Below are 20,118 nucleotides of genomic sequence, written 5' to 3' on the forward strand. Positions count from 1 at the left end.
TTCGGCCAGGTTTGACAATCGCTGCATGCCCTCTGTCCAGTTCCGCCTCTTGTCCTCGGCCACCGGCGTTAGTTTCCGCGCCTTCTTCGCGCTCCGCGAATAATGCAGCGCTATGGATTCCGACTTCTGCGGCAGCATGTCGACGATCGTGCGGCTGTCGGCCCCCATCCCGCAGACGATCGTCGCGATTGTGTGGCGCAGTCCCTTTCGGGGCGTGGCCTGGGCTATCAGCAGTTCGATCTCGACGACGAGGATCAGGCGCGGCTACAACGCTCGTACTCGGCATCGTATTCACCGCCTGCAGGCCATGACGGTCAGGCGCGCTAGAACGACTCGAATGGGTGAGAAGGTAACCGTCACGAAGAGTTCGTTTGGCTCGCCGCCAGAATGGCGTTCGCACGGCCGCCCGGATCTAGGCGAGCTCGTGTATTGTGACGCTGGGCACAACTGCCTTGGCTATCTCGCATAGATGCTGGTGATGTGTGAGGTAGATCACCTGCCCGGCGCACGCCATCTGTCCAAACAGCCTGAAAACCTCTTCGGACCGGAAATGGTCGAAGGTCTCCATTATGTCGTCGGCAATGAAGGGCACCGAGGGTCGAAGCCGGGCAAATTCGTAATACCCGGCGAGCCTCAAGGCCAGATAGAGCTGGAAACGCGCGCCCTTTGAGAGCGCGTCGGCCACCTTCGACTGTCCGTCACGCTGCACCGCGATAAGGACTTCGCCGCCCTTCACAGGCTGGGTTGCAAGACCCGAATACAGACCGCGCGTGATAAGGGCGAAGGCGTCGGACGCTCGCGCCATCATCCCGGAGCGATGACGCTCGCGGTACGCGCGCAGAGCGTTTTCTGCCGACATGACGCCCAGTTTCAGCTCGAGATAGCGGAGGGCTTTTTCCTCGATCTCCAGTAGGACAGTACGGCGTTCGGCATCAATCCGGGCAACGGCGCTGTCCCCGCCGATGGCCTCCAGCTTGTCTGCCGCCCGAGTTTGCCTGACAAGCTGTTGCCGTATCATTTCGTCAAGGTCTCGGAGCCGTTGCTCGCCTTCGGCCTTTTCGATTGCAAGGCTGTCGAAATCGAGACTGTCCATTATCGAGCGCGCCTGCTCGAAGCTCTCGGCATCGAGCTCGGCCGTTACTCGCTCCTCAAACTCGGCTACGGATGCGCGCAGACGATCCCTTTCCCGCAACATTTCGTCGCGTTCAACGACTTCAGACAGGGTGGCTACACCGAATGCGTCCAAGATCTCGCTCTTGCGGTGCTCGTGCGCTGCGATTTCAGCATCGAGCGCGTCACGGGCATCCTGCAGGCGCTGCAGATCATTGGCGAGGTTTGACTTTATCTCTCGGGCGCGTTCAGCGCCCTCAAGGCGCTCGGCAAGCCGGATCGCCAACTGTTCCGGTTCACCGTTGCTCGCCGCCTCACCCGCTTCGACTGCCGCAGCTCTGACCTCCGCAATGAACTTCTTCCTGTCCGCCTCCATCTTGTCGATGCGTAGCTGCAACGCGTCTCGCTCCTGAACGGCCTTGGACAGCTCAGCCAGTTGATCAAGCACGTTCCCGACTCCGGGCACCGAAACACCGTTCTCCAGCCACGTGCCTTTCAGCGCTCCCGCTAGGTCGGCCAGCCACTCCTCCTCACGTCTTTCTGCGGCGTCCACCGCCCTCCGCCTCGCCGCCAGGTCTTCCTCCTTTGCGGCGACCGACTTGAGCGCCTCTGCACGTTCGGCGTCCACTTTCAGCTGTCTGTCGAGGAACAGCTCCGCGACGGTCATGATCGTTTCCAGACTCTCTCCGGCGTCCGGCTGAATGCCGACGCTCTCCAGTGCGGAGGCCAATTCCAAGCGTAGCCGGTCAGCTTCTTCGGCCGCCCGCACAGATCTTTTGCGTGCGGCCTCGATCTGGTCCCACGAAGCGAGCGCATCGTTCCTGGCAGAAGCACGGATCTCGACAAGTTCGATCAGCCGTTCAGGCGAGGAGTCCTGACATTCTCCGAGCAGACCCGCTGCCGCCGCACGGATTTCCGACAGTTCCGCTTCAACTTCCGCATCAATTTGCGAAAGGTGGCTGCGCGCACGGGAGAGGGCAGCCGCTGTCTCTGCCAGGCTTCGAGTCCTCGTGCGGATATCTGCAAGTTCCCGCGTGTTGGCCAGGCGGATTGCCCCGACGCTGTCGTCCCGCGCCAACGCCACCGCGAAATCATCCGCTGTTTCAGGCTTGAGGTCGTTTCGATGTCTTGCCCAGGCCTCGTCGCGCGCCCGCCGGACCGCAGCGGCGGCTTCATCGTCGGCTACCGCGACCGAAGCGCGAAGCGCCTCCAGTTGCGCCGAAAGTGACGCGTGGGCATCCTCAAATTCGGAGAGACGCTGGGAAAGCACTGCCCTGTTCTTCGCGCGCTCCACGGAGCGTGCTTTCCACGCGCTGATCTGTTGGGCACCCGGGACCTGCATGCTGATCAGCGCTTGGGCATCTCCGAACCACGGATGCAGGCGGCTGATCGCGGCCTCCCATCGAACTCGATTCTCGTCCTCCGCCTCACGCGCGCTTCTGGCTTCCCGGAGGTGGCCGCTTGCGCGCCCTTTCGACAATGCCGAAGTCAGCCTCGCCCTGGCTGGCTCGGGCACAGCCCGCTCTTCGCTAACGCGCTCGCGTGCCGCCTGCAGAGCGTCCAGGGCTGCCGCGGCCTCGTCGCGGGCGACACGCACGCTCGTCGCGATTCCGGACCGCTGTTCCAGCATATTGCGTACAGCACCAACGACGGCCGCGGGCAAAAGCAGTGAGGCAGGCTCCGGCTCAGAGGACCTTCCCAGAGCGGCGAGGCAAGTCGCAACCGCCTTATCAAGTATCTGCAGCTCCGTACTGCGGCTGGGCAGGTCCAATCCCGCCGCAGTATATCGCGCTTTGCGGTCGGCCAGTCCGCGAACCCGCTCCGAGATCGCGATGATCGTCTGGTCCACCTCGACCGCCGCGATTTTCGTCGTCACTCGTTCGATTTCATCAACGCTCGCCGACAGCCGAGTCCTCAGACTGGCATCATCGTCGATCATCCCCGCGACAGAACCCGTCCAGGTCCGCTGCGGTGAAGCGATGTCAGGCAGTTCAGCCAGCCGGGATGCCTTACGTCGGATATCGGCAAGGATCGGCGCCGCGCGGAGGTACTTCGCGATAACATCGAGCCTCGCTGACAGCACCGATCGCTCGGCGATGCTGCGGTCATATCTGTCGGTCGCGTCAAGGCGTTCGGCCTCGAGGGTCTCGAAGGTCGAAGCCAATGTGTCGATCGAATCCCTTCTGGATTTGAGCTCCGCAAGTCGCTTCTTGAGAACCGCCAATTCCGTACCTTGCGCGTGCTTCCGGTGCAGCCTGTCGGCTTCCGCTTCGAGCGCGCTCAATGTGTCGCCAGCTTCCACGAGACCGGCGCTTGCGGCGAACAGTAGTTTGCCCAGGTCGCCGCGCGATTCCAAAATCGACTTTCCGCCTGCTTCCAGCGTCTCGTCGTCCAACGAGAACATCATTCGATACGCATCCCGGGTCAGACCCGCGAGATGGGCCGATATGGCTATTTCGCTGATCGGTTGGCCCGTTGAGTCCAAAAGCGAGTTGTTCCGCTGCTTCGTGCGCGAAAACGCCTGTTCCTCCCCCGCGAGTTCGAGCACGCCGCCGACGCGCATCGCGCTATACTCATGAAGAAAATTGTAGCGGCTGCGTTCTTCGATCCCGAACAGCAAGTCCAGGTAGCCGGAATGCGCAGTCGACTTGCCGGCTTCGTTCAGTCCGAACACGATATGCAGGTCTGGCCCGGAATCCTTTCTTGGCCCGAAGTCGATTGTCCTGTCGGTAAATTTTCCATAGCGAATGAGATCAAGGCGGCGGAGCCTCATTGCGATCCACCTGCCTTGAGGCGGGCCACCACGAGATCAGCGCCGCTGGCAAGAACGCTGTCGAGGAACAGTTCCCGTGCCGCCTCATCGCTTCCCGCAAAGTCGCGCGCGTCGGGCGGAAGATCGGCAATCGTTTTCAGGATCAATGCCCTGGCTTCGGCACGGAAGGCTTCCGATCTGATATCGGTGCGCATGGATTCAGCGAGCTCGAGAATCGGATCCATGACGCCTTCCGGCGTTTCCGTCCTGGGTTGAGAGAGCCCGAGTTCGAGCTTCTCAATCCAGGTTTCGCCCATCTGCTCGGCTGCTTGCTCAGCTTCGGCGAGGAGCAGGTCCCTGTCGCGAATTATTGCCCACGACAAGGGAGAGGCTCCGGTCAAGCCCAGGCGCGCGACGACGTGCCGGGACCTGACGGAAGCGCGTATGTCTTCAAGCGCGCTCCTGATTCGGCCGACGACTTCAGACCATTCCGTCGCCCCGTTCAGGTCGACGACCGCCCGTTCGAATTGCGCGACACTGGTTGGCCTTTCTCCAATCTCGACGGAATGGTCGTCACGTATCGTCACCAGAGTGACGGATTTCTCTCCTGCCTCGTTGATGTCCCGGCCCTGTGGCATTCCCGGCATTACCACCATGCGGGTCCCCGGGTGGACTTTGCGGACATGGATGTGCCCGAGCGCCCAATAATCGAAACCATGGGCGTGCAGTTCGGCGACGTTGCAGGGGGCGTAGACATCGTGACCGGGCGAACCAGCCAGACTGGTATGCATGATACCCACATTGGCTGCTCCTTCCGCAGCCGGCGCATACTTGGGAAGCAGGCTTTCGGGCGCTTTGGGATTGGCGAAGCTCAATCCATGAAACATGACGTCCAGCCCGCCGGACTTGAGCAGCACGGACTGGGGCCGGCCGCCGAAGATCGTCACCGTGTCTGGAAACACGAGCTGCTTCGATATCCGTGACATGGCATCGTGGTTTCCGCGAATCTTGAGAACCCTGATCCCTGCCTGATGGAGTCGCGTCATCTGCGAAGCCAGAAATCGCGCAGTTTTCATCGAAGTCTGTTCGCCATCATAAAGGTCACCGGCGATGACCAGCGCGTCGACACGTTCCGCAAGGCAGAGATCTATGATCGAGACAAATGCCTGCCGACTGGCGTCTCCCACGACTTCCGCAAGACTTTGATTTCGCATGGCGAGAGAGCGGAGCGGCGAGTCGAGGTGGATATCGGCAGTGTGTATGAAGCGAAATGCCATCGACCGTCTCCTGCCACGAAGTATTGGGGTGTTCAACCTAAAGGGCTGGGTCGAAAACTGCGCGAGGAGGAGGCAGTGATCGCGCCAGCTGCGGTCTTTTGCTCACGAGCTCTCAATGTCTTGTCTGGGCGGGAAGCGGACGGGCAGCTTCCGCTGCGGGAGACATTCAATCAAGCGGATCGCCAATTATCCAGGGCGACATCAATGGCGACGGGCCCCTCCCTATTGAATCGAACGCGAAAGATTACCCGTTGCCGATTTGGATGTCGTCGACGACCGGCGCCTGCTCTTCTAACGCTATGCCCTTCGCTCAAGACAGCCGAAACACACGCTGAAGGAACGTCGAATCCAGGGCGCGCAGGACGGCGGTCTCCTCCGCCAATTCTCCTGCCTTGATGATGTGGCGCATCTCGAAATAGCTGCCCCAATTCTTCCGGACGTAGTCCGTCGAATGATAGGTCTCGCCGTACCAGGAAGGGAACACATCTTTCCAGGTGTCGGTTGTCGTGAAGGCGATGCCGTCACGGGCAAGCGCGCTCGCGATGCGCTCGCGCATGGCAGCGTCGGCGATCCGCTCCATGTTGCAGTTGTGGCGGAACGTCAGAAGCAGGTAGCCGTCGGGCTTCAGGATACGCTGCAGTTCGACGAGCCATCGAAACTGATGCTCAGCGTCAAGATGGCTGAACACCGAGCAGGCATAGATGAGGTCCATCGATTTGTCGGTGAAGGGCAGCGGCGGCTCGCCATCGCCCAGGAAGAAGCTCGCGTCCGGAATATTCTCCTTGCACCATTTGATCGCAGCCGGATCGATGTCGGTGCCGTGGATCGTCGCCGACGGCGCGCAGGACGGCCTCAGCGAGCGAATCAGCCGGCCGCAGCCGCAACCGAAATCGAGGATCGACTGGAAGCTCCTGAAGGATTTGCCCTCCCTGCCGAGCGCCTGCTTGTCGAAGACCTCCAGGTCGTTGCGACTGGACTGGAGGAAGTCGTCGGCACTGCGCACGCCTGTCGAGCGCCAGCGAAGCTCTTCCGGCGGCACTGGGTAACGCTCTGCGATGACGGCCTGGTTCATTTCCGTCCCCGGATAGCGCCATTGTGTAACGTGCCTGTGCCGGCCGGATCAAGCAACGCTGGGTGGATCGTTACACCAGTGTCCCGGTTCTGAAATTCGCCCTAATTGGATATAGGGCTCACTGCGAATTTCAGAACCAAAGGGACACTGGCAACTTTTTAATTCCTAGTGTCGTTTTGATTTCGAAGTTCGCTCACAGCCCGATATCAAACTCAGGCGAACTTCGAAATCACGACACTAGCAAATTCCCCTCGCTCACCTTCACCGCATGGCCGCCGATGCGCGCGCCGACAAGCGCGCCGCCCTCGACGTCGAGCTCGAGACGGATGAGCGATGCCCGCCCCATCTCCACGCCCTGCTCGATCGGATAGGGCCAAACGCCGTCGCCCGGCTTCTCGAAGCGCATGATCGCACCGGCAAAGGCCGCTACGGCCGAGCCGGTCGCCGGATCCTCGGGGATGCCGACATGGCCAGCGAACATGCGGGCATGGAAGGCATTGCCGTGGTGGACGGTCTCGCGGCAATAGACGAAGGCGCCGGGCGACAGTGCCTCGGCGGGCCCGGTCAGCTCCATCCAGGCACGCGTGTCGAGGCTGGCCCGGCCCGCTGCACCGAGGCCCGCGACCGGCACTAGGACATAGGGCACGCCGCCGGAATACTGGGTGACGACGTGGTTCTCGAAACCGATCTCCTGCGGACCGAGCCCGAGCGCGGCGGCAATTGCAGCCGGATCAGCGGCGAAGGAAACCGGCTCCGGCAGGCGTGGCAGGTCAAATTCGGCAAACAGGCCTTTGTCGTCCTTCGAAACCGCGCAGCGCACCGGCCCGACCTTCTCCTCCAGCACGAAGATCGACGGCGCGTCGTCGCCCGAGCTTTCGGTGATCGCGATGGCCGATCCCACAGTTGGATGGCCTGCGAAGGGAAGCTCGTGCATCGGAGTGAATATCCGCACATGCGCGCGGTGCCTGGGATCCGTGGGAGGCAGGATGAAGGTGGTCTCCGACAGGTTGAACTCGCGGGCTATCGCCTGCATGCCGGCATCGTTCAGGCCCTCAGAGTCGAACACGACAGCCAGCGGGTTGCCGGCAAGCTTGTCGCTGGAAAACACGTCGTAGACGGCAAATCTGCGCTTGGTCATGAGCTCAGTTCATCCTCGGTTCATTTGGCGGCGGGCAAAATGCCCAAAAGATGGCGTAAATTTAATTTGAAATCCTGTGACCGACACATGATTTCTCCTGAGTAAACGGGACGCCGACGCGAGGAAAGACGCGCGCCGACATGGATCAAATTGTGGAGAGGCCGCTCGCTCAGGCCGATATCGGCGTCGGCGAGGCGTTAGGGCTTGATTCGAAAGGACGTCCCAGGAAGCGCCGACGGCGCCGTTGGTCCTACGCACTCGCCGCTCTCATTGCGATCGGCGGCGGCTATGCCGCCTGGTCGTGGTGGTCCGCGGATGCGGCTGCCATCGTTTACGATACCGTCCCCGCGACCAAGGATAACCTGACAGTCACGGTCTCTGCGACCGGGACCTTGCAGCCGCTCACTCAAGTAGACATTTCCAGCGAGCTGTCGGGCGTCATGCGCAACGTCCTGGTCGACGAAAATCATCTCGTGAAAAAGGGCGATGTGCTCGCCGAACTGGACACCACGCGGACCGTCGCACAGGTCGAAGGCGCAAAGGCCGCCGCGCTTGCGGCCGAAGCCAAGCTCGAGGATGCGCGCACCACGCTGAAGGAAAGCGAGCAGTCGTTCGAGCGCGCCAGGCAGCTTACGAGTCGCGGCATGGTGGCCACGCAGACGCTGGATACGGCGACCGCCACTCGCGACCGCGCGGCGGCGGCCGTCAAGATGTCCGAGGCCAACCTCGCCATGGCTCAGGCCGACCTGAAGCAGCGCGAGACCGATCTCGAGAAGAGCAAGATCTACGCGCCGATCGACGGGATCGTGCTCACCCGGTCCGTGGATCCCGGACAGACTGTCGCCTCGTCACTGCAGGCGCCCGTGCTCTTCGTGATCGCCGCCGACCTGAAGCAGATGGAACTCAAGGCGGCGATCGACGAGGCTGACATCGGCGGCGTCCGGCCGGGCCAGAAGGCGAGCTTCACGGTCGATGCTTTTCCCGACCGCGCCTTCAACGCGGAGATCCGCGACATAGCCTATGCCTCCGTCACGACCGACGGCGTCGTGACTTACAACGCCAGGCTCAATGTCGATAATCAGGATCTGCTGCTGCGGCCGGGCATGACAGCGACCGTGTCCGTGGTCACGCGCGAGGCCAATGACGTCGTCACCGTGCCGGCGGCGGCTTTCCGCTACCGTCCGCCAGTCGTCGAGAAGCGCGGCGGATGGAGCCTGCAAAACCTGTTCATGCCGAGAATGCGGTCAGGGCGCAACGCTGGCAACCAGCGCGCCACCTCGGCCGATGGCTCTCGCACCATCTACGTGCTGAAGGATGGCGCGCCGCTGCCGGTCAAGGTGAAGACGGGCTCGACGGACGGCGAGAAGACGGAAATCCTGTCGGGACTGAAGGAGGGCGATCAGGTCATCGTCGGCTCGACGCAGCGGCAGAATTGACCATGTCGCGCTCGCCACTGCTCTCCTTCGACAGGATATGGAAGATCTATGGCGAGGGCGAAGCTCGCGTCAACGCGCTCGCCGGCGTCAGCCTATCGATCGGTCGCGGCGATTTCGTCGCCATCATGGGCCCGTCGGGGTCCGGGAAATCGACCTCCATGAACATCATCGGCTGCCTCGATACACCGACGACCGGCCGCTACATGTTCGAGGGCATCGATGCCGGACGGCTCGACCGCAACAGCCGTGCGCTCCTGAGGAACCGCTATATCGGCTTCGTCTTCCAGGGCTACAATCTCCTGCCGCGTACCACGGCAGCCGAGAATGTGGAGTTGCCGCTGATCTATCGCGGCGTGCCGCGCGGCGAGCGGCGCGGGTTGGCCCTGGAGGCGCTGGCAGAGGTCGGGCTCGCCGGCCGTGAGCACCACACGCCGGCCGAACTCTCGGGCGGCCAGCAGCAGCGCGTTGCGATAGCCCGCGCCATCGTCACCCGCCCTGCCCTGCTGGTCGCCGACGAGCCAACCGGCAATCTCGACACCGCCCGCAGCCATGAGATCATGCAACTCCTCACGGCGCTCAATCGCGAGTTCGGGCTGACGATCCTCATGGTCACACATGAGCCGGACGTAGCAGCCTACGCCGAGCGCACGATCGGCTTCCTCGACGGACATATCGAGTCCGACACGCTGAAGGCGGAGGCCGCTTGATGCTCGTGGAGACGGTACGGCTCGCCCTGCTTTCCGTGCGCCGCAACGTGCTGCGTTCGTTCCTGACGCTGCTCGGCATCGTGATCGGGGTCGCTGCTGTCATCGCCATGATCACGATCGGCAACGGCACCACCGAGAAGGTGAAGAGCGACATCTCCAAGCTCGGCTCCAACCTGCTCGTCGTGCGTTCCGGCCGGCCGCCCGTGCCGGGCAGCGAGCCGAGCAGCGTGACGCGCCAGCTCAAGGACGAAGACGTAGCGGCGCTGGTGAAGCATCTTTCCGGGGCGCGCGCCATCGCCGCCGCCTCGCAGAAGCAGGTGCGCGTCGTGTTCGGTACGGAGAACATCACCGCAGGGATTACCGGCACCGACACCGGTTACTTCGTGGCGCGCGACTGGAAGGTCGTGTCGGGCCGCGAGTTCTCCGATTCCGAGGTGCGCAACGGCGCGGGCGTGTGCCTGCTTGGAGAGACGGTGCGCCAGCAATTCTTCGGCGCCGGCGATCCGGAAGGCGCTGCCGTGCGCGTCGGGAAGATGAGTTGCCGCGTCATCGGCGTGCTGGAGGGCAAGGGCTTCTCCGGCTTCGGCCAGGACCAGGACAACATCGTGCTGATGCCGCTCAAGGCCTACCAGCGGCGCATTGCCGGCAATCGCGACGTCGACAATATCTACGTCTCTGCCGAGGAGCGGACGCCGACCTCCGTGCTGCAGACGCGCATCGAAGATATCCTGCGCGACGCGCGCCATATCGCACCCGACCGCGAGAACGATTTCTCCGTGCGCGACATGACCCAGATAGCCGACGCCATGGCGAGCACGACGACAGTCATGACGGGCATGCTCGGCGCGCTCGCAAGCGTGAGCCTCCTCGTCGGCGGCATCGGCATCATGAACATCATGCTGGTCTCCGTGACCGAGCGCACGCGCGAGATCGGGATCAGGCTGGCGATCGGCGCACAGGAAAAGCACATCCTCACCCAGTTCCTCGTCGAAGCGACGGTGCTGTCGCTGTTCGGAGGACTTATCGGCATCGTGCTCGGGCTTGCGCTCGCAGGCGCCGCCACCTCGGCGCTTTCGATCCCCTTCAGCCCGAGCCTCACCGTCATCCTGCTCGCTGCCGGCTTCTCCGCCGCAATCGGCCTCGCCTTCGGCTTCTTCCCCGCCCTGCGCGGCGCGCGGCTCGATCCGATCGATGCACTACGGCATGAATAGGTGGGTGTCGCGTAGGCTCTCCAGGGCGAGCGCATGCGAGGTCGACCCCCGACTCCGGTTCGCTTCGCGAACCACCTCTCGCCCAGTCGACGGGGGAGAGGAAGCGCCGGCCGCAATGCCAGGCGCCCTTCCTCTCCCTTTTTGAGGGGGAGAGGTGCCGAGCGAAGCGAGGCGGAGTTGGGGTCCGCGCCGCCCTATGAGATTTGCCCTGGGAGCCCTACACCGCCGTTCGCTTGATCACGCGCTCCACCGTGAGGCCCTGAACCACGATCGAGAAGATCACCACGGCGAAGGTGGCCGTGAGGATGATCGACTTGTAATCGGTCGCCGGCAGCGACAACGCAAGCGCCACCGAGACTCCGCCGCGCAGCCCGCCCCATGTCAGGATCGGGATCGCTCCGGGCGAGATGGACTGTTTCAGCGACAGCACAAGGATGGGAACCGACACCGAGACCCACCGCGCAAAAAGCACGATCGGAATTGCAACCAGGATCATCCAGGAGTTCCGCGGATGCACGCCGAATACGAAGACTTCCAGCCCGATCAAAAGGAAGAGTATCGAGTTGAGGACTTCGTCGACCACCGCCCAGAAGGGGAAGAGATGGTCGCCCGCCCCGTCGCTCGTGGCGCGTTCGGCGCGATGGTTGCCGATCAGCAACCCGGTCATGACGACGGCGATAGGTCCGGAGATGTGCAATCGTAGCGCAAGGGCATAGGTCATCGCGCATATGCCGAGCGAGATCAGAATCTCGACCGTCGGGTCGTCGATTGAATCCATGGCGCGATAGGCAATCCAGCCGGTGAACAGGCCGAAGACAATGGCGCCCACCGCCTCAAACAGGAAAAGCGCGGCGATGCTGCCGGGCTGCCAGTGCGATTCGATGGGCTCTCCGGCCGGCACGCCGAGCGCGATGGTCAAGAGCGCGATGAAGATTACGACCGCCGCTCCGTCATTGAAGAGCGATTCGCCCGCGATCTGCGCCTTGATCGCTTCCGGCACCTTTATGACCTTGAGCAGCCCGAGCACTGCGACCGGGTCGGTAGGCGAGATCAGCGCGCCGAATACCAATGCCCAGATGAGCGGCATCTCGAAACCGACCAGCCTGCAAACGCCGAAGACACCGAGCCCGACGATGGCGGTCGAAATGACGACACCGAAGGTTGCCATCAAGCCGATGGCCCATTTCTGGCCTTTCAGGAGATGGATGTCGACGTGCAGCGCGCCGGCGAACAGAAGGAAGGCCAGCATGCCGTTGACGATGGCAGTGTAGAGATCGATCTGCTCGAGCGCGCGCTTGAGTTCCTCCGTGACTCCGAGCCCGGGAACAAGCTTTTCGAGGGCGATCAGGCCGATCGATGATCCAAACGCCATGACCAGCAGACCGATCATGTGCGGCATTTTCACGAAACGGACGTTGAGCCAGCCGAACATCGCCGACAGGCCGAGCAGCAAGGCGACAATCTCGAAAATCGAAAGCATCAATGCCGTCTACACGATGAATCGGTCTAGGTTGCGAACACGCTTAGAGAGCCCTCTGATGATACGGCAATGCCGGTTTCATGGGGAAGCGCCTCCGTCGAAATGCCAAGCGATCAGCGGCCGCATATGCGGCGAGATGCCCTCAGGAAGGTCGGCGGCAGAGCGGATGATGACCGGCTCTTCGATTTCCGGGTCTGTCTCGGCGGCTAGGAAGCCTCGGATCGCCCGGTCCGCTTCGTCGGCCGCCATCGGTACGCGATAGCGGCGGAATATTACGGTGCCGCTATCACTCGACCAGGCATGATAGTGCGGATCGCGGTCGAGGCGGGCGAGATCGAGCCCGATCTCCTCTGCGACTTCCCGCATCATGTTTCTCTCCACGTCGACCCTGCCATCGGTGAAATCCGCCATTTCGAACGAGCCGGCTGCGAAATAGACACGCCCGGGATTGGCGGTTTTCCGTCCCATTCGCGCGGCGATCAATGCGCCATCGCAGGTCACCGGCATTGCGTGCGCAAAGACATGCCGGACATCCGGCCGAGGTCGGACCCTGCGCCAGTAGAGAAATGTCGAATAACCAATCGCGTGGCAGGTGCCGGCGAGCCGTCCGTTCCGATAGGCGAGCCGCGACAGCAGCGCCATCCGGCCGTCAAACAGCGCCGGATTGGCGGCGACCTCCGACTGCCAGTTCGCTTCGATCTCAGGCCGATGCCGTGTCTCGAAAGGATGTGGGGCAGGATCGAGAGCGACATCGACATGCTCGACCGGAAAGACGACTTCGCGGGGAATATCTAAATCCATGGGACTCCATTCGGCTGCTAGAGAATGTCCAAAGTGACAGCTACCGGGCAATGATCCGAAGCCTTTGGCCGGTCCCAACCGGTGCGCGGGTAGCGCTCGACCTCTTGTCCCGGCGGGAAGACGGTCCGCCAGGGCTGTCCGCGCCGGACGATGTCTGGAACGGCAGTGCTGTTCTCGCTGGCAAGCGCTGGCGACAGCAGGATGTAGTCGAGCTGGCACAGATGCCGCTCTTTCGGCCCGCGCGTGTGGTAGAGCGTCCAGCGGTCGATCTCGGGCCGCCGCTCGACGATGTTGATCGCGAAGCCATCGGCGAGCAGCGCGTCAAGGCAGGAGACGGCCTCTTCGGCCGGCGTGAAGCTGTAGCCTGAAAGCGCGTCGCCGTCGATCAGGACGCGCTGCCGATAGTCGTTGCAGTCGCCGCAAATCAGCCACCGCTTGCTCGACGCGAAATCCTTGCCGAAGCGATTCTCGATGATGCGACGCGTCGCCCTCGCCTCGGCCATCCTGATGGGCATGGTCGAGTTGCGACCCGGACCATTGTCGCGCGCGCCCCCCATGGACTTGAAATGCACGGCATAGAGGGTGAGCGGCCTGCCGTCGACCGTGACGTCGATCTCCAGGCAGTCGCGCCGGAAGATGCGCTCGAATGGCTTAATACCAAGCGCTGCAAGTTCGGGCGTGTGGAGGCCGAATTCTTCGAAGGTCACGCTCGCGTGGCTGGTCATGCGCACGAATTCTATTGCCTGGCCGTGATGCGTCTCCTCGCGCATCATGACCGCGACGTCGATGCCGCGGCTGTCATTGCCTGTTGAGGTGTATTTCTGACGGTATCCCTCGCCCACCATCTTGAACAGATAGCCGTATTCGAACGCTTTCAGCGCCTCGATATTGTCGACCTCCTGCAGGCAGATGATGTCTGCACGGGTCTCCGCTATTGCCAGCGCCGTAAGCTGGCGCGTGTCGTCGGTATGAGCCACCGCCCGCGCCTGCTCGAGCAGCCTGTATTCGGCCTCGTCCTTGATACGATAGAGTGACAGTACCCGGTCCTGGTTGAGCTGGTTTCGGAAGCCGGAGAGATCGAACCTGTTCATCAGGTTCTCGACATTGAAGGTGGCGATTCTGAGCGACATGGCGGCGAGCTTTGCCGGTGCCGCCCTTGAAAGACAAGGTCGACGAATACAACTTTCTGTTGTTCCCTAGGAATGAAGGAACGGTGTCGTTCATTGGGCGTTCATATGCCGGAGGCCACTATTGCGCCACTGAGGAATAACTCGGGGCGCGCGGGGCCGGAAACTCGTCAGGAGAGCTGAAATGTTTTGCCATCTATCGTCTCTGGCGCGGTCAGGGGTGATTGCACTTGCTGGCCTTGCTTGTGTGCCGGCAGGTGTTTCCGCAGCGCCGATAGGCCCGACCGTCACGCCGGCCGTCGCCGACAGCACGGGCGCACCGATCATCCTCGCCCAGGGCGAAGGACGAGACCACTCCAACCCGGCCTATGATTGGCGACGCAATTCCGGGAATTGGGGTGGAGGTCGTAATTGGGGGGGCGGCCCCCGCTGGAATGGAGGCGGCCCGCGCTGGAATGGAGGCGGCCCGCACTGGAACAACGGCGGCTGGAACGGTCGCCACTGGCGTGGCGGCAATTGGGCGCACAACAACTACTACAGGCACAATCACGGCTGGTATGGCGGCTGGGGCGGATGGGGCCCGGGAGTTGCCCTGGGCATCGGGATCCCGCTCGGCTATGGCCTCTATAGCAACGGCTATTACGGCGAGCCCATCTACCGGCCGCGCTACTACCCGCGGGTCTATCGGAGCCAAGGCGGATCGGCGCATGTCGAGTGGTGCTATGCCCGTTACCGTTCATATCGAGCCTGGGACAACACCTTCCAGCCCTATAACGGGCCACGTCGGCAGTGCATATCGCCTTACGGTTGAGTGCGTCCGGCATTGACGAAACGGCGCCGCACAGAGCGGCGCCGTTTTCATTTGGGAACGCCGGATCAATGGCAAAATTGCGCCGCGCGTTAACGCAAAAATATGGTGCTCGCCCCCATACATCGACCTCAAAGCAGAGGTATTTCGAAATGACCGAACCGATCCGGTCAGAGCAGCAGCGCGAACATCGCCAGCGGGTGCTGAAAGGCGCGGCCATCCTAATCGACGTCAACACGTCCGAGATCAGGTGCACGGTTCGCAACATGCACAGCCACGGTGCGGAACTGCGCGTGCCGCTCGGGGTCCATATCCCTGCGGAATTCCTGCTCTACGTTCCGGTCGACGGCATCGGCTACAAGTCAGTCGTGCGCTGGCGCGAGCAGGATCGTGTGGGCGTCCTGTTCGTCGGAACTGCTCCGAAGCCATCCTGGCATTACGGCTGAGCCGTTCGAGGCGATCAGTTCAACGCGTTTTGCTCGCGAGAAACAGAGCGGCGAAGGCGATTTTGCGGTCTCGCCTTCGCCGATCCAGAACTGACAGCGGCGTGCGCCACCCCAGACCCTGTGCACACGCCGCTGCACCCCCTGCCCACCGTCAGCCTGTTTCAGGCTTACCCCGATCCAGTCCGGCCTGCGGTCAGCCCCATGGCCATGCACGCCCCGCTCCCCCCGAAGCCGAGCCCGCACTCCGCATTGTGCCAAGATGGGCGTCATCGCCCACCTCCTCCGGACTACGCGGGATGCGATGCGAGTTCCGTGCCAAGGAATTTTTGTCCCGAAATGGGACGAAATACTCAGGATTGATCCTGGAAGCGCACGCCTAGCTCATTGGGGCTGCGCCAGACCACCTGCGCGATGCGCATGCCTTCCGACCCCGCAATGGACAGCCCGAATGACATGGGCAGGGCGAATGTCTGGTCCATGCAAAGCTTGGCGCCGGCATCGGTCTGATTGCGGACAATGCATTCGAAGACGCTGTGGCCCCTGTTGAAGCTTACGACAGCGCCCTTGAAGACACGGTTGCGGCGGGTGGAGCGGCGCTCCTCGGCGATGTATGCCTGCCTGGCAGCCTGGTCGATGACGACACGCATGGCGATCCCTTCGTTTTCACTTCTGTTAACGAAGCGAAAACCATGCCAGCCGGGATTGTATTGTCACGAAACAGATCAAGCGACTTTTCGGATGAGATCATGCTGCAAGAAAAGAGTTGGGGCAGGATGAATGCTCAACTTCATCCTACCCCAACTTCGGTGATAGTCGATCTCAACAATACCGCCGCGTCCACAGGACACCCCGGTGAGGAGCGTCTACAAGTTCTTAGTTCTTGCTCTTGTCCACCAGTTTGTTCTTGGAAATCCACGGCATCATGCCGCGCAGCTTCTCGCCGACCTGCTCGATCTGGTGATTGTCGTTGAGGCGGCGTGTCGCCTTGAAGCGTGCGAGGCCCGAGCGGTACTCCTGCATCCATTCAGACGTGAACTTGCCGGTCTGGATGTCGTTGAGGACGCGCTTCATTTCGGCCTTGGTCTCGGCGGTGATGATGCGCGGGCCCGAGACATATTCGCCCCATTCGGCCGTATTGGAGATCGAATAGTTCATATTGGCGATGCCGCCCTCGTAGATCAGGTCGACGATCAGCTTCACCTCGTGCAGGCACTCGAAATAGGCCATCTCGGGCGCGTAGCCGGCCTCAACCAGCGTCTCGAAGCCGGCACGGATAAGTTCGACAAGGCCGCCGCACAGCACCACCTGCTCGCCGAACAGGTCGGTCTCGCACTCTTCCTTGAAATTGGTCTCGATGATCCCCGAGCGCCCGCCGCCGATTGCGCAGGCATAGGACAGGCCGAGGTCGAGCGCATTGCCGGAGGCATCGTGATGGACGGCAACCAGGCACGGCACGCCGCCGCCCTTCTGGTACTCGCCGCGCACGGTATGGCCGGGCCCCTTCGGGGCGACCATCAGCACGTCCACCGAGGCTTTTGGCTCGATCAGCCCGAAATGCACGTTGAGGCCGTGCGCGAAGGCGATCGCTGCGCCATCCCTGATGTGGGGAGCAATCTCATTGCGATAGATGTCGGCCTGCAGCTCGTCGGGGGTCGCCATCATCATGAGGTCGGCCCATTTGGCGACGTCGGCGACCGACATCACCTTCAACCCGTCGGCCTCAACCTTCTTGGCGGTCGCCGAGCCGGGCTTCAGCCCGATCGCGATCTCCTTGACGCCGGAGTCCTTGAGGTTGAGCGCATGCGCCCTGCCCTGGCTGCCATAGCCGATGATGGCGACCTTCTTGCCCTTAATCAGGTTCAGGTCGGCATCGCGATCGTAATAGACGCGCATTTTTCGTTTCCTTCCGTCAGTGTTGAGCGCCGCTTGTCGCCGGCGGGTTGGTTGAAGCATAGAGGGTGAGGAACTGAATGGCAGCTGTGGCCGCATCGCGGGCTATGTCTGCCTTGGTGAGGGCGAAGCGGTCGCCGAGCAGCAACCTGATCTGGACGTCTCGCGCAACGAGCCCGAAGAAGGTGCGAAATGCGGCCTCAGCATCCTCGAAGCGGATGAGCCCGGCATCGCGCCCCGCTTCGAGCACCGGCTTCAGCCGCCGCTCGATGGCAAAGCGACCATTTTCCAGAACGATGGCGCCCAGATCCCGGTCAGGATCGCGTTTGCCCTTGTTGGCCTTCAGCGAACCGGCATGGGCCATGGCGAGCCGGTTGAGGGCGATCGAGGTCTTGGTCGAGATGACGGCGAGCCAGTTCGCCGCGAATTCCTCCAGCCGAGCCCTAAGCGACTCGATATCGAGCTTTTCCCGATCGACCGCGCCGACGGTCACCTTTGCGGCCTGCCACTGCACGGTGGCGGTGAGCAGTCCGTCGCGATCTCCGAACCATTTGTAGAGCGTTTCCTTGGAGCAGCTTGCACGACGCGCCACCGCCATCATCGTGAGCTGGTCGCCCTGCTCGACGAGCAAGCCGAGTGCTGCGTCGAGCACCGCCTGCTGACGGGCGGTAAAGCCTTCCTCGCCGTGTCGGCCGGCTGACGGCACATTCTTCTCCGTGGTGGCTGCAGGTGGCCCGATCAGCGGGCCCGTCCAGCATCAGTACCGTACGGTACGGTTCTGTCAAGCGCCGAGTTCGATTGCCGGGCACACCCGGCGACGTATTGAGATTCGACGGTCGCCATTGCAATTTGTCTCCACCTCGGCCGCTCGGGGTATCATGCCTTCCTCGCGGCGAACGAGGCTCAGATGGCCACTTGCGTGCCGATCTCCACGACCCGACCGGTCGGGATCTGGAAATATTCAGTTGCGTCGGCTGCGGTGCGGGCAAGCCCGATGAACAGCTTGTCCTGCCAGATCGGCATTCCGGAATTGGCGGACGCCTTGAGCGAACGGCGCGACAGGAAGAACGAGGTTGTCATGATATCGAACTTCCAACCCTGCTTCCGGCAAATCGCCAGGGCTTTCGGGATGTTCGGCTGCTCCATATAGCCGAAGTTCAGGATAACGCGCATGAAGCGATCGTTGAGCCGCTCCATGTTCACCCGCTCGCTGTCGGGCACCACCGGCTGCTGCGCAGTGGCGACCGAAAGGATGACGTTCTGCTCGTGCAGCACCTTGTAGTGCTTGAGGCTGTGCATCAGCGCCGTCGGCGCGCTTAGCGGGTCGCTGGTAAGGAAAACCGCCGTGCCGGGAACCAGTTGCGGCGGCTTCTTGATCATCTGTTCGGCAAGAAAGTCGAGAGGAATCTCGTTCTTGCGAGTCTTGTCGAAAAGATAGCGGGTTCCGCGCACCCAGGTGACCATTATTAGCCCGATAACGCATGCAACGCCGACGGAGACCCAGCCGCCTTCCAGGATCTTCACGGCATTCGCCGAGAAGAAGCCGAGGTCGACGATACCGAACAGCACGGTGAGCGTGATCGCCAGCGCCAGATGCCATTTCCAACGGCGCACCATCACTATGAAGAGCAGGACGGTCGTCATCAGCATCTCGCCGGTGACGGATATGCCGTAGGCCGAGGCAAGTGAGCTTGATGCCTCGAAGCCGACCACGAGCAGCATGACGCCGAGCGCAAGCAGCAAGTTTATACGAGGCAGGTAAATCTGGCCGGACAGCGTTTCGGACGTATGCTGGATCTCGAAGCGTGGCAGCAGACTGAGCTGCACCGCCTGCCGCGCCAGTGAATAGGCGCCAGAGATCACCGCCTGACTGGCGATCACCGTGGCGGCGGTAGCCAGACAGACCGTGGGGATGAGCGCCCAGCCCGGCAGCATCTGGAAGAACGGGTTTTCTGGCGCCCCGCCATGCGAGAGCGTGTAGGCGCCCTGCCCGAAATAGTTGAGCAGCAAGCTCGGAAATACGATGCTTAGCCAGGCGGTGACGATCGGCTTGCGGCCGAAATGGCCGAGATCGACATAAAGCGCTTCAGCGCCAGTGACCGCCAGGAACACCGCGCCGACGGTGATAAACGCCACGTCCGACTCGTGAAAGAAATACGCGGCCGCGTAGTACGGATTGAGCGCCTCGAGCACGGATACGTCGTCGACGATGTGCCACAGGCCGGCAATACCGATGACTAGGAACCAGCAAGCCGTGACCGGCCCGAATACCGATGCCACTCGGCCCGTTCCGAAACGCTGCACGGAAAACAGCACTGCCAGGATGACGAGCGTAATCGGCACGACATAGGCATCGAAAGCAGGTGTAGCGATCTTGAGACCTTCGACCGCCGAAAGCACAGAGATGGCCGGCGTGATGATGGCATCGCCGAAAAACAGCGCAGCGCCGCAAATGCCAATGCCGAGAATGAGCCCTCCCCTTTGCGGATAACTTGCCCTGGCGAGCGCCATCAGAGACAGGGTCCCGCCCTCGCCTCGATTGTCCGCCCTGAGCACGAAAACGACGTACTTGACCGTGACGATCAGCGTCAGCGCCCATACGATCAGGGACAGCACGCCCAGAACGTCGCCACGATCAACGATCCCGTCGGCGGCCGAGGAACGAAGCGCTTCCCGGAAGGCGTAAATCGGGCTGGTGCCGATATCTCCGAACACCACGCCGAGCGCACCGATCATCAGCAGCGGCAGATTCTTGTCGCCGGCGTGATCCGTTGTGCTCGTGGTCTCGCCCGCGGCCGACTCAACGCTCGCGAGGACGCGCCCGTCATTTACGGCAAGGGCCATTCAGTCCTCTCCTACAGAA

At 62.2% G+C, this 20,118-nt stretch carries 16 protein-coding genes; 5 read left to right on the top strand and 11 right to left on the bottom strand.

What is annotated here, in order from left to right; translation table 11 throughout:
- Positions 1–412 precede the first annotated feature (412 nt).
- From SAZ10_RS02640 to SAZ10_RS02655, 4 genes are all read right to left on the bottom strand, one after another.
- Positions 413–3,883 (bottom strand): ATP-binding protein, encoded by a 3,471-nt coding sequence (locus tag SAZ10_RS02640; protein ID WP_318607599.1) that lies wholly within the window; start codon positions 3,881–3,883, stop codon positions 413–415.
- Entirely contained in the window at positions 3,880–5,139 is a 1,260-nt protein-coding gene (locus tag SAZ10_RS02645) for a DNA repair exonuclease (RefSeq protein ID WP_318607600.1), read from the bottom strand. Before SAZ10_RS02645 ends, SAZ10_RS02640 begins: the two co-directional genes overlap by 4 nt.
- A 310-nt stretch (positions 5,140–5,449) precedes the next feature.
- Positions 5,450–6,211 carry a class I SAM-dependent methyltransferase gene (locus SAZ10_RS02650; protein ID WP_318607601.1) on the bottom strand — a complete coding sequence of 254 codons (762 nt, stop codon included), beginning with the start codon at positions 6,209–6,211 and terminating at the stop codon, positions 5,450–5,452.
- A gap of 229 nt (positions 6,212–6,440) precedes the next feature.
- Positions 6,441–7,349, bottom strand: coding sequence for a PhzF family phenazine biosynthesis protein (locus SAZ10_RS02655; protein ID WP_318607602.1), 909 nt, complete (start codon positions 7,347–7,349; stop codon positions 6,441–6,443).
- Between the two features lie 140 nt (positions 7,350–7,489).
- Between SAZ10_RS02655 and SAZ10_RS02660 the strand changes: the two genes are divergently transcribed.
- From SAZ10_RS02660 to SAZ10_RS02670, 3 genes are read left to right on the top strand one after another with little or no spacing between them, the layout of a single operon-like run.
- Positions 7,490–8,785, top strand: coding sequence for an efflux RND transporter periplasmic adaptor subunit (locus tag SAZ10_RS02660; protein WP_318607603.1), 1,296 nt, complete (start codon positions 7,490–7,492; stop codon positions 8,783–8,785).
- A gap of 2 nt (positions 8,786–8,787) precedes the next feature.
- The gene (locus SAZ10_RS02665) at positions 8,788–9,492 is read left to right on the top strand and encodes an ABC transporter ATP-binding protein (protein ID WP_318607604.1); all 705 of its coding nucleotides are present in this window, start codon (positions 8,788–8,790) and stop codon (positions 9,490–9,492) included.
- Positions 9,492–10,703: an ABC transporter permease gene (locus SAZ10_RS02670; protein ID WP_318607605.1), complete on the top strand. Its 1,212-nt coding sequence runs from the start codon at positions 9,492–9,494 to the stop codon at positions 10,701–10,703. The genes SAZ10_RS02665 and SAZ10_RS02670 overlap by 1 nt, the downstream gene beginning before the upstream one ends.
- A gap of 217 nt (positions 10,704–10,920) precedes the next feature.
- Here the strand turns inward: SAZ10_RS02670 and SAZ10_RS02675 are convergent, their stop codons facing one another.
- The 3 genes from SAZ10_RS02675 to SAZ10_RS02685 form a co-directional block, all read right to left on the bottom strand.
- Positions 10,921–12,183 carry a sodium:proton antiporter gene (locus SAZ10_RS02675; protein ID WP_318607606.1) on the bottom strand — a complete coding sequence of 421 codons (1,263 nt, stop codon included), beginning with the start codon at positions 12,181–12,183 and terminating at the stop codon, positions 10,921–10,923.
- Positions 12,184–12,261: 78 nt separating this feature from the next.
- Positions 12,262–12,984, bottom strand: a complete 723-nt coding sequence (locus SAZ10_RS02680) for a hypothetical protein (RefSeq protein ID WP_318607607.1) — start codon at positions 12,982–12,984, stop codon at positions 12,262–12,264.
- Positions 12,985–13,001: 17 nt separating this feature from the next.
- Positions 13,002–14,114, bottom strand: coding sequence for an endonuclease/exonuclease/phosphatase family protein (locus tag SAZ10_RS02685; protein ID WP_318607608.1), 1,113 nt, complete (start codon positions 14,112–14,114; stop codon positions 13,002–13,004).
- A 181-nt stretch (positions 14,115–14,295) separates the two neighbouring features.
- Between SAZ10_RS02685 and SAZ10_RS02690 the strand changes: the two genes are divergently transcribed.
- Together SAZ10_RS02690 and SAZ10_RS02695 are read left to right on the top strand one after the other, a co-directional pair.
- Positions 14,296–14,922: a BA14K family protein gene (locus SAZ10_RS02690; RefSeq protein WP_318607609.1), complete on the top strand. Its 627-nt coding sequence runs from the start codon at positions 14,296–14,298 to the stop codon at positions 14,920–14,922.
- A gap of 149 nt (positions 14,923–15,071) precedes the next feature.
- On the top strand, positions 15,072–15,365 hold the full coding sequence (locus SAZ10_RS02695) for a PilZ domain-containing protein (RefSeq protein ID WP_318607610.1): 294 nt from the start codon (positions 15,072–15,074) through the stop codon (positions 15,363–15,365).
- A gap of 350 nt (positions 15,366–15,715) precedes the next feature.
- Here the strand turns inward: SAZ10_RS02695 and SAZ10_RS02700 are convergent, their stop codons facing one another.
- The 4 genes from SAZ10_RS02700 to SAZ10_RS02715 form a co-directional block, all read right to left on the bottom strand.
- Positions 15,716–16,012 carry a PilZ domain-containing protein gene (locus tag SAZ10_RS02700; protein WP_318607611.1) on the bottom strand — a complete coding sequence of 99 codons (297 nt, stop codon included), beginning with the start codon at positions 16,010–16,012 and terminating at the stop codon, positions 15,716–15,718.
- 226 nt (positions 16,013–16,238) lie between these two features.
- On the bottom strand, positions 16,239–17,258 hold the full coding sequence (ilvC, locus tag SAZ10_RS02705; RefSeq protein WP_318607612.1) for a ketol-acid reductoisomerase: 1,020 nt from the start codon (positions 17,256–17,258) through the stop codon (positions 16,239–16,241).
- A gap of 16 nt (positions 17,259–17,274) precedes the next feature.
- On the bottom strand, positions 17,275–17,961 hold the full coding sequence (locus tag SAZ10_RS02710) for a TetR/AcrR family transcriptional regulator C-terminal domain-containing protein (RefSeq protein ID WP_318607613.1): 687 nt from the start codon (positions 17,959–17,961) through the stop codon (positions 17,275–17,277).
- A 197-nt stretch (positions 17,962–18,158) separates the two neighbouring features.
- Entirely contained in the window at positions 18,159–20,099 is a 1,941-nt protein-coding gene (locus tag SAZ10_RS02715; RefSeq protein WP_412535141.1) for a potassium transporter Kup, read from the bottom strand.
- Positions 20,100–20,118: the final 19 nt, after the last annotated feature.

The sequence above is a fragment of the Mesorhizobium sp. BAC0120 genome (genome assembly GCF_033542235.1).
Lineage (GTDB): Bacteria > Pseudomonadota > Alphaproteobacteria > Rhizobiales > Rhizobiaceae > JAWRCU01.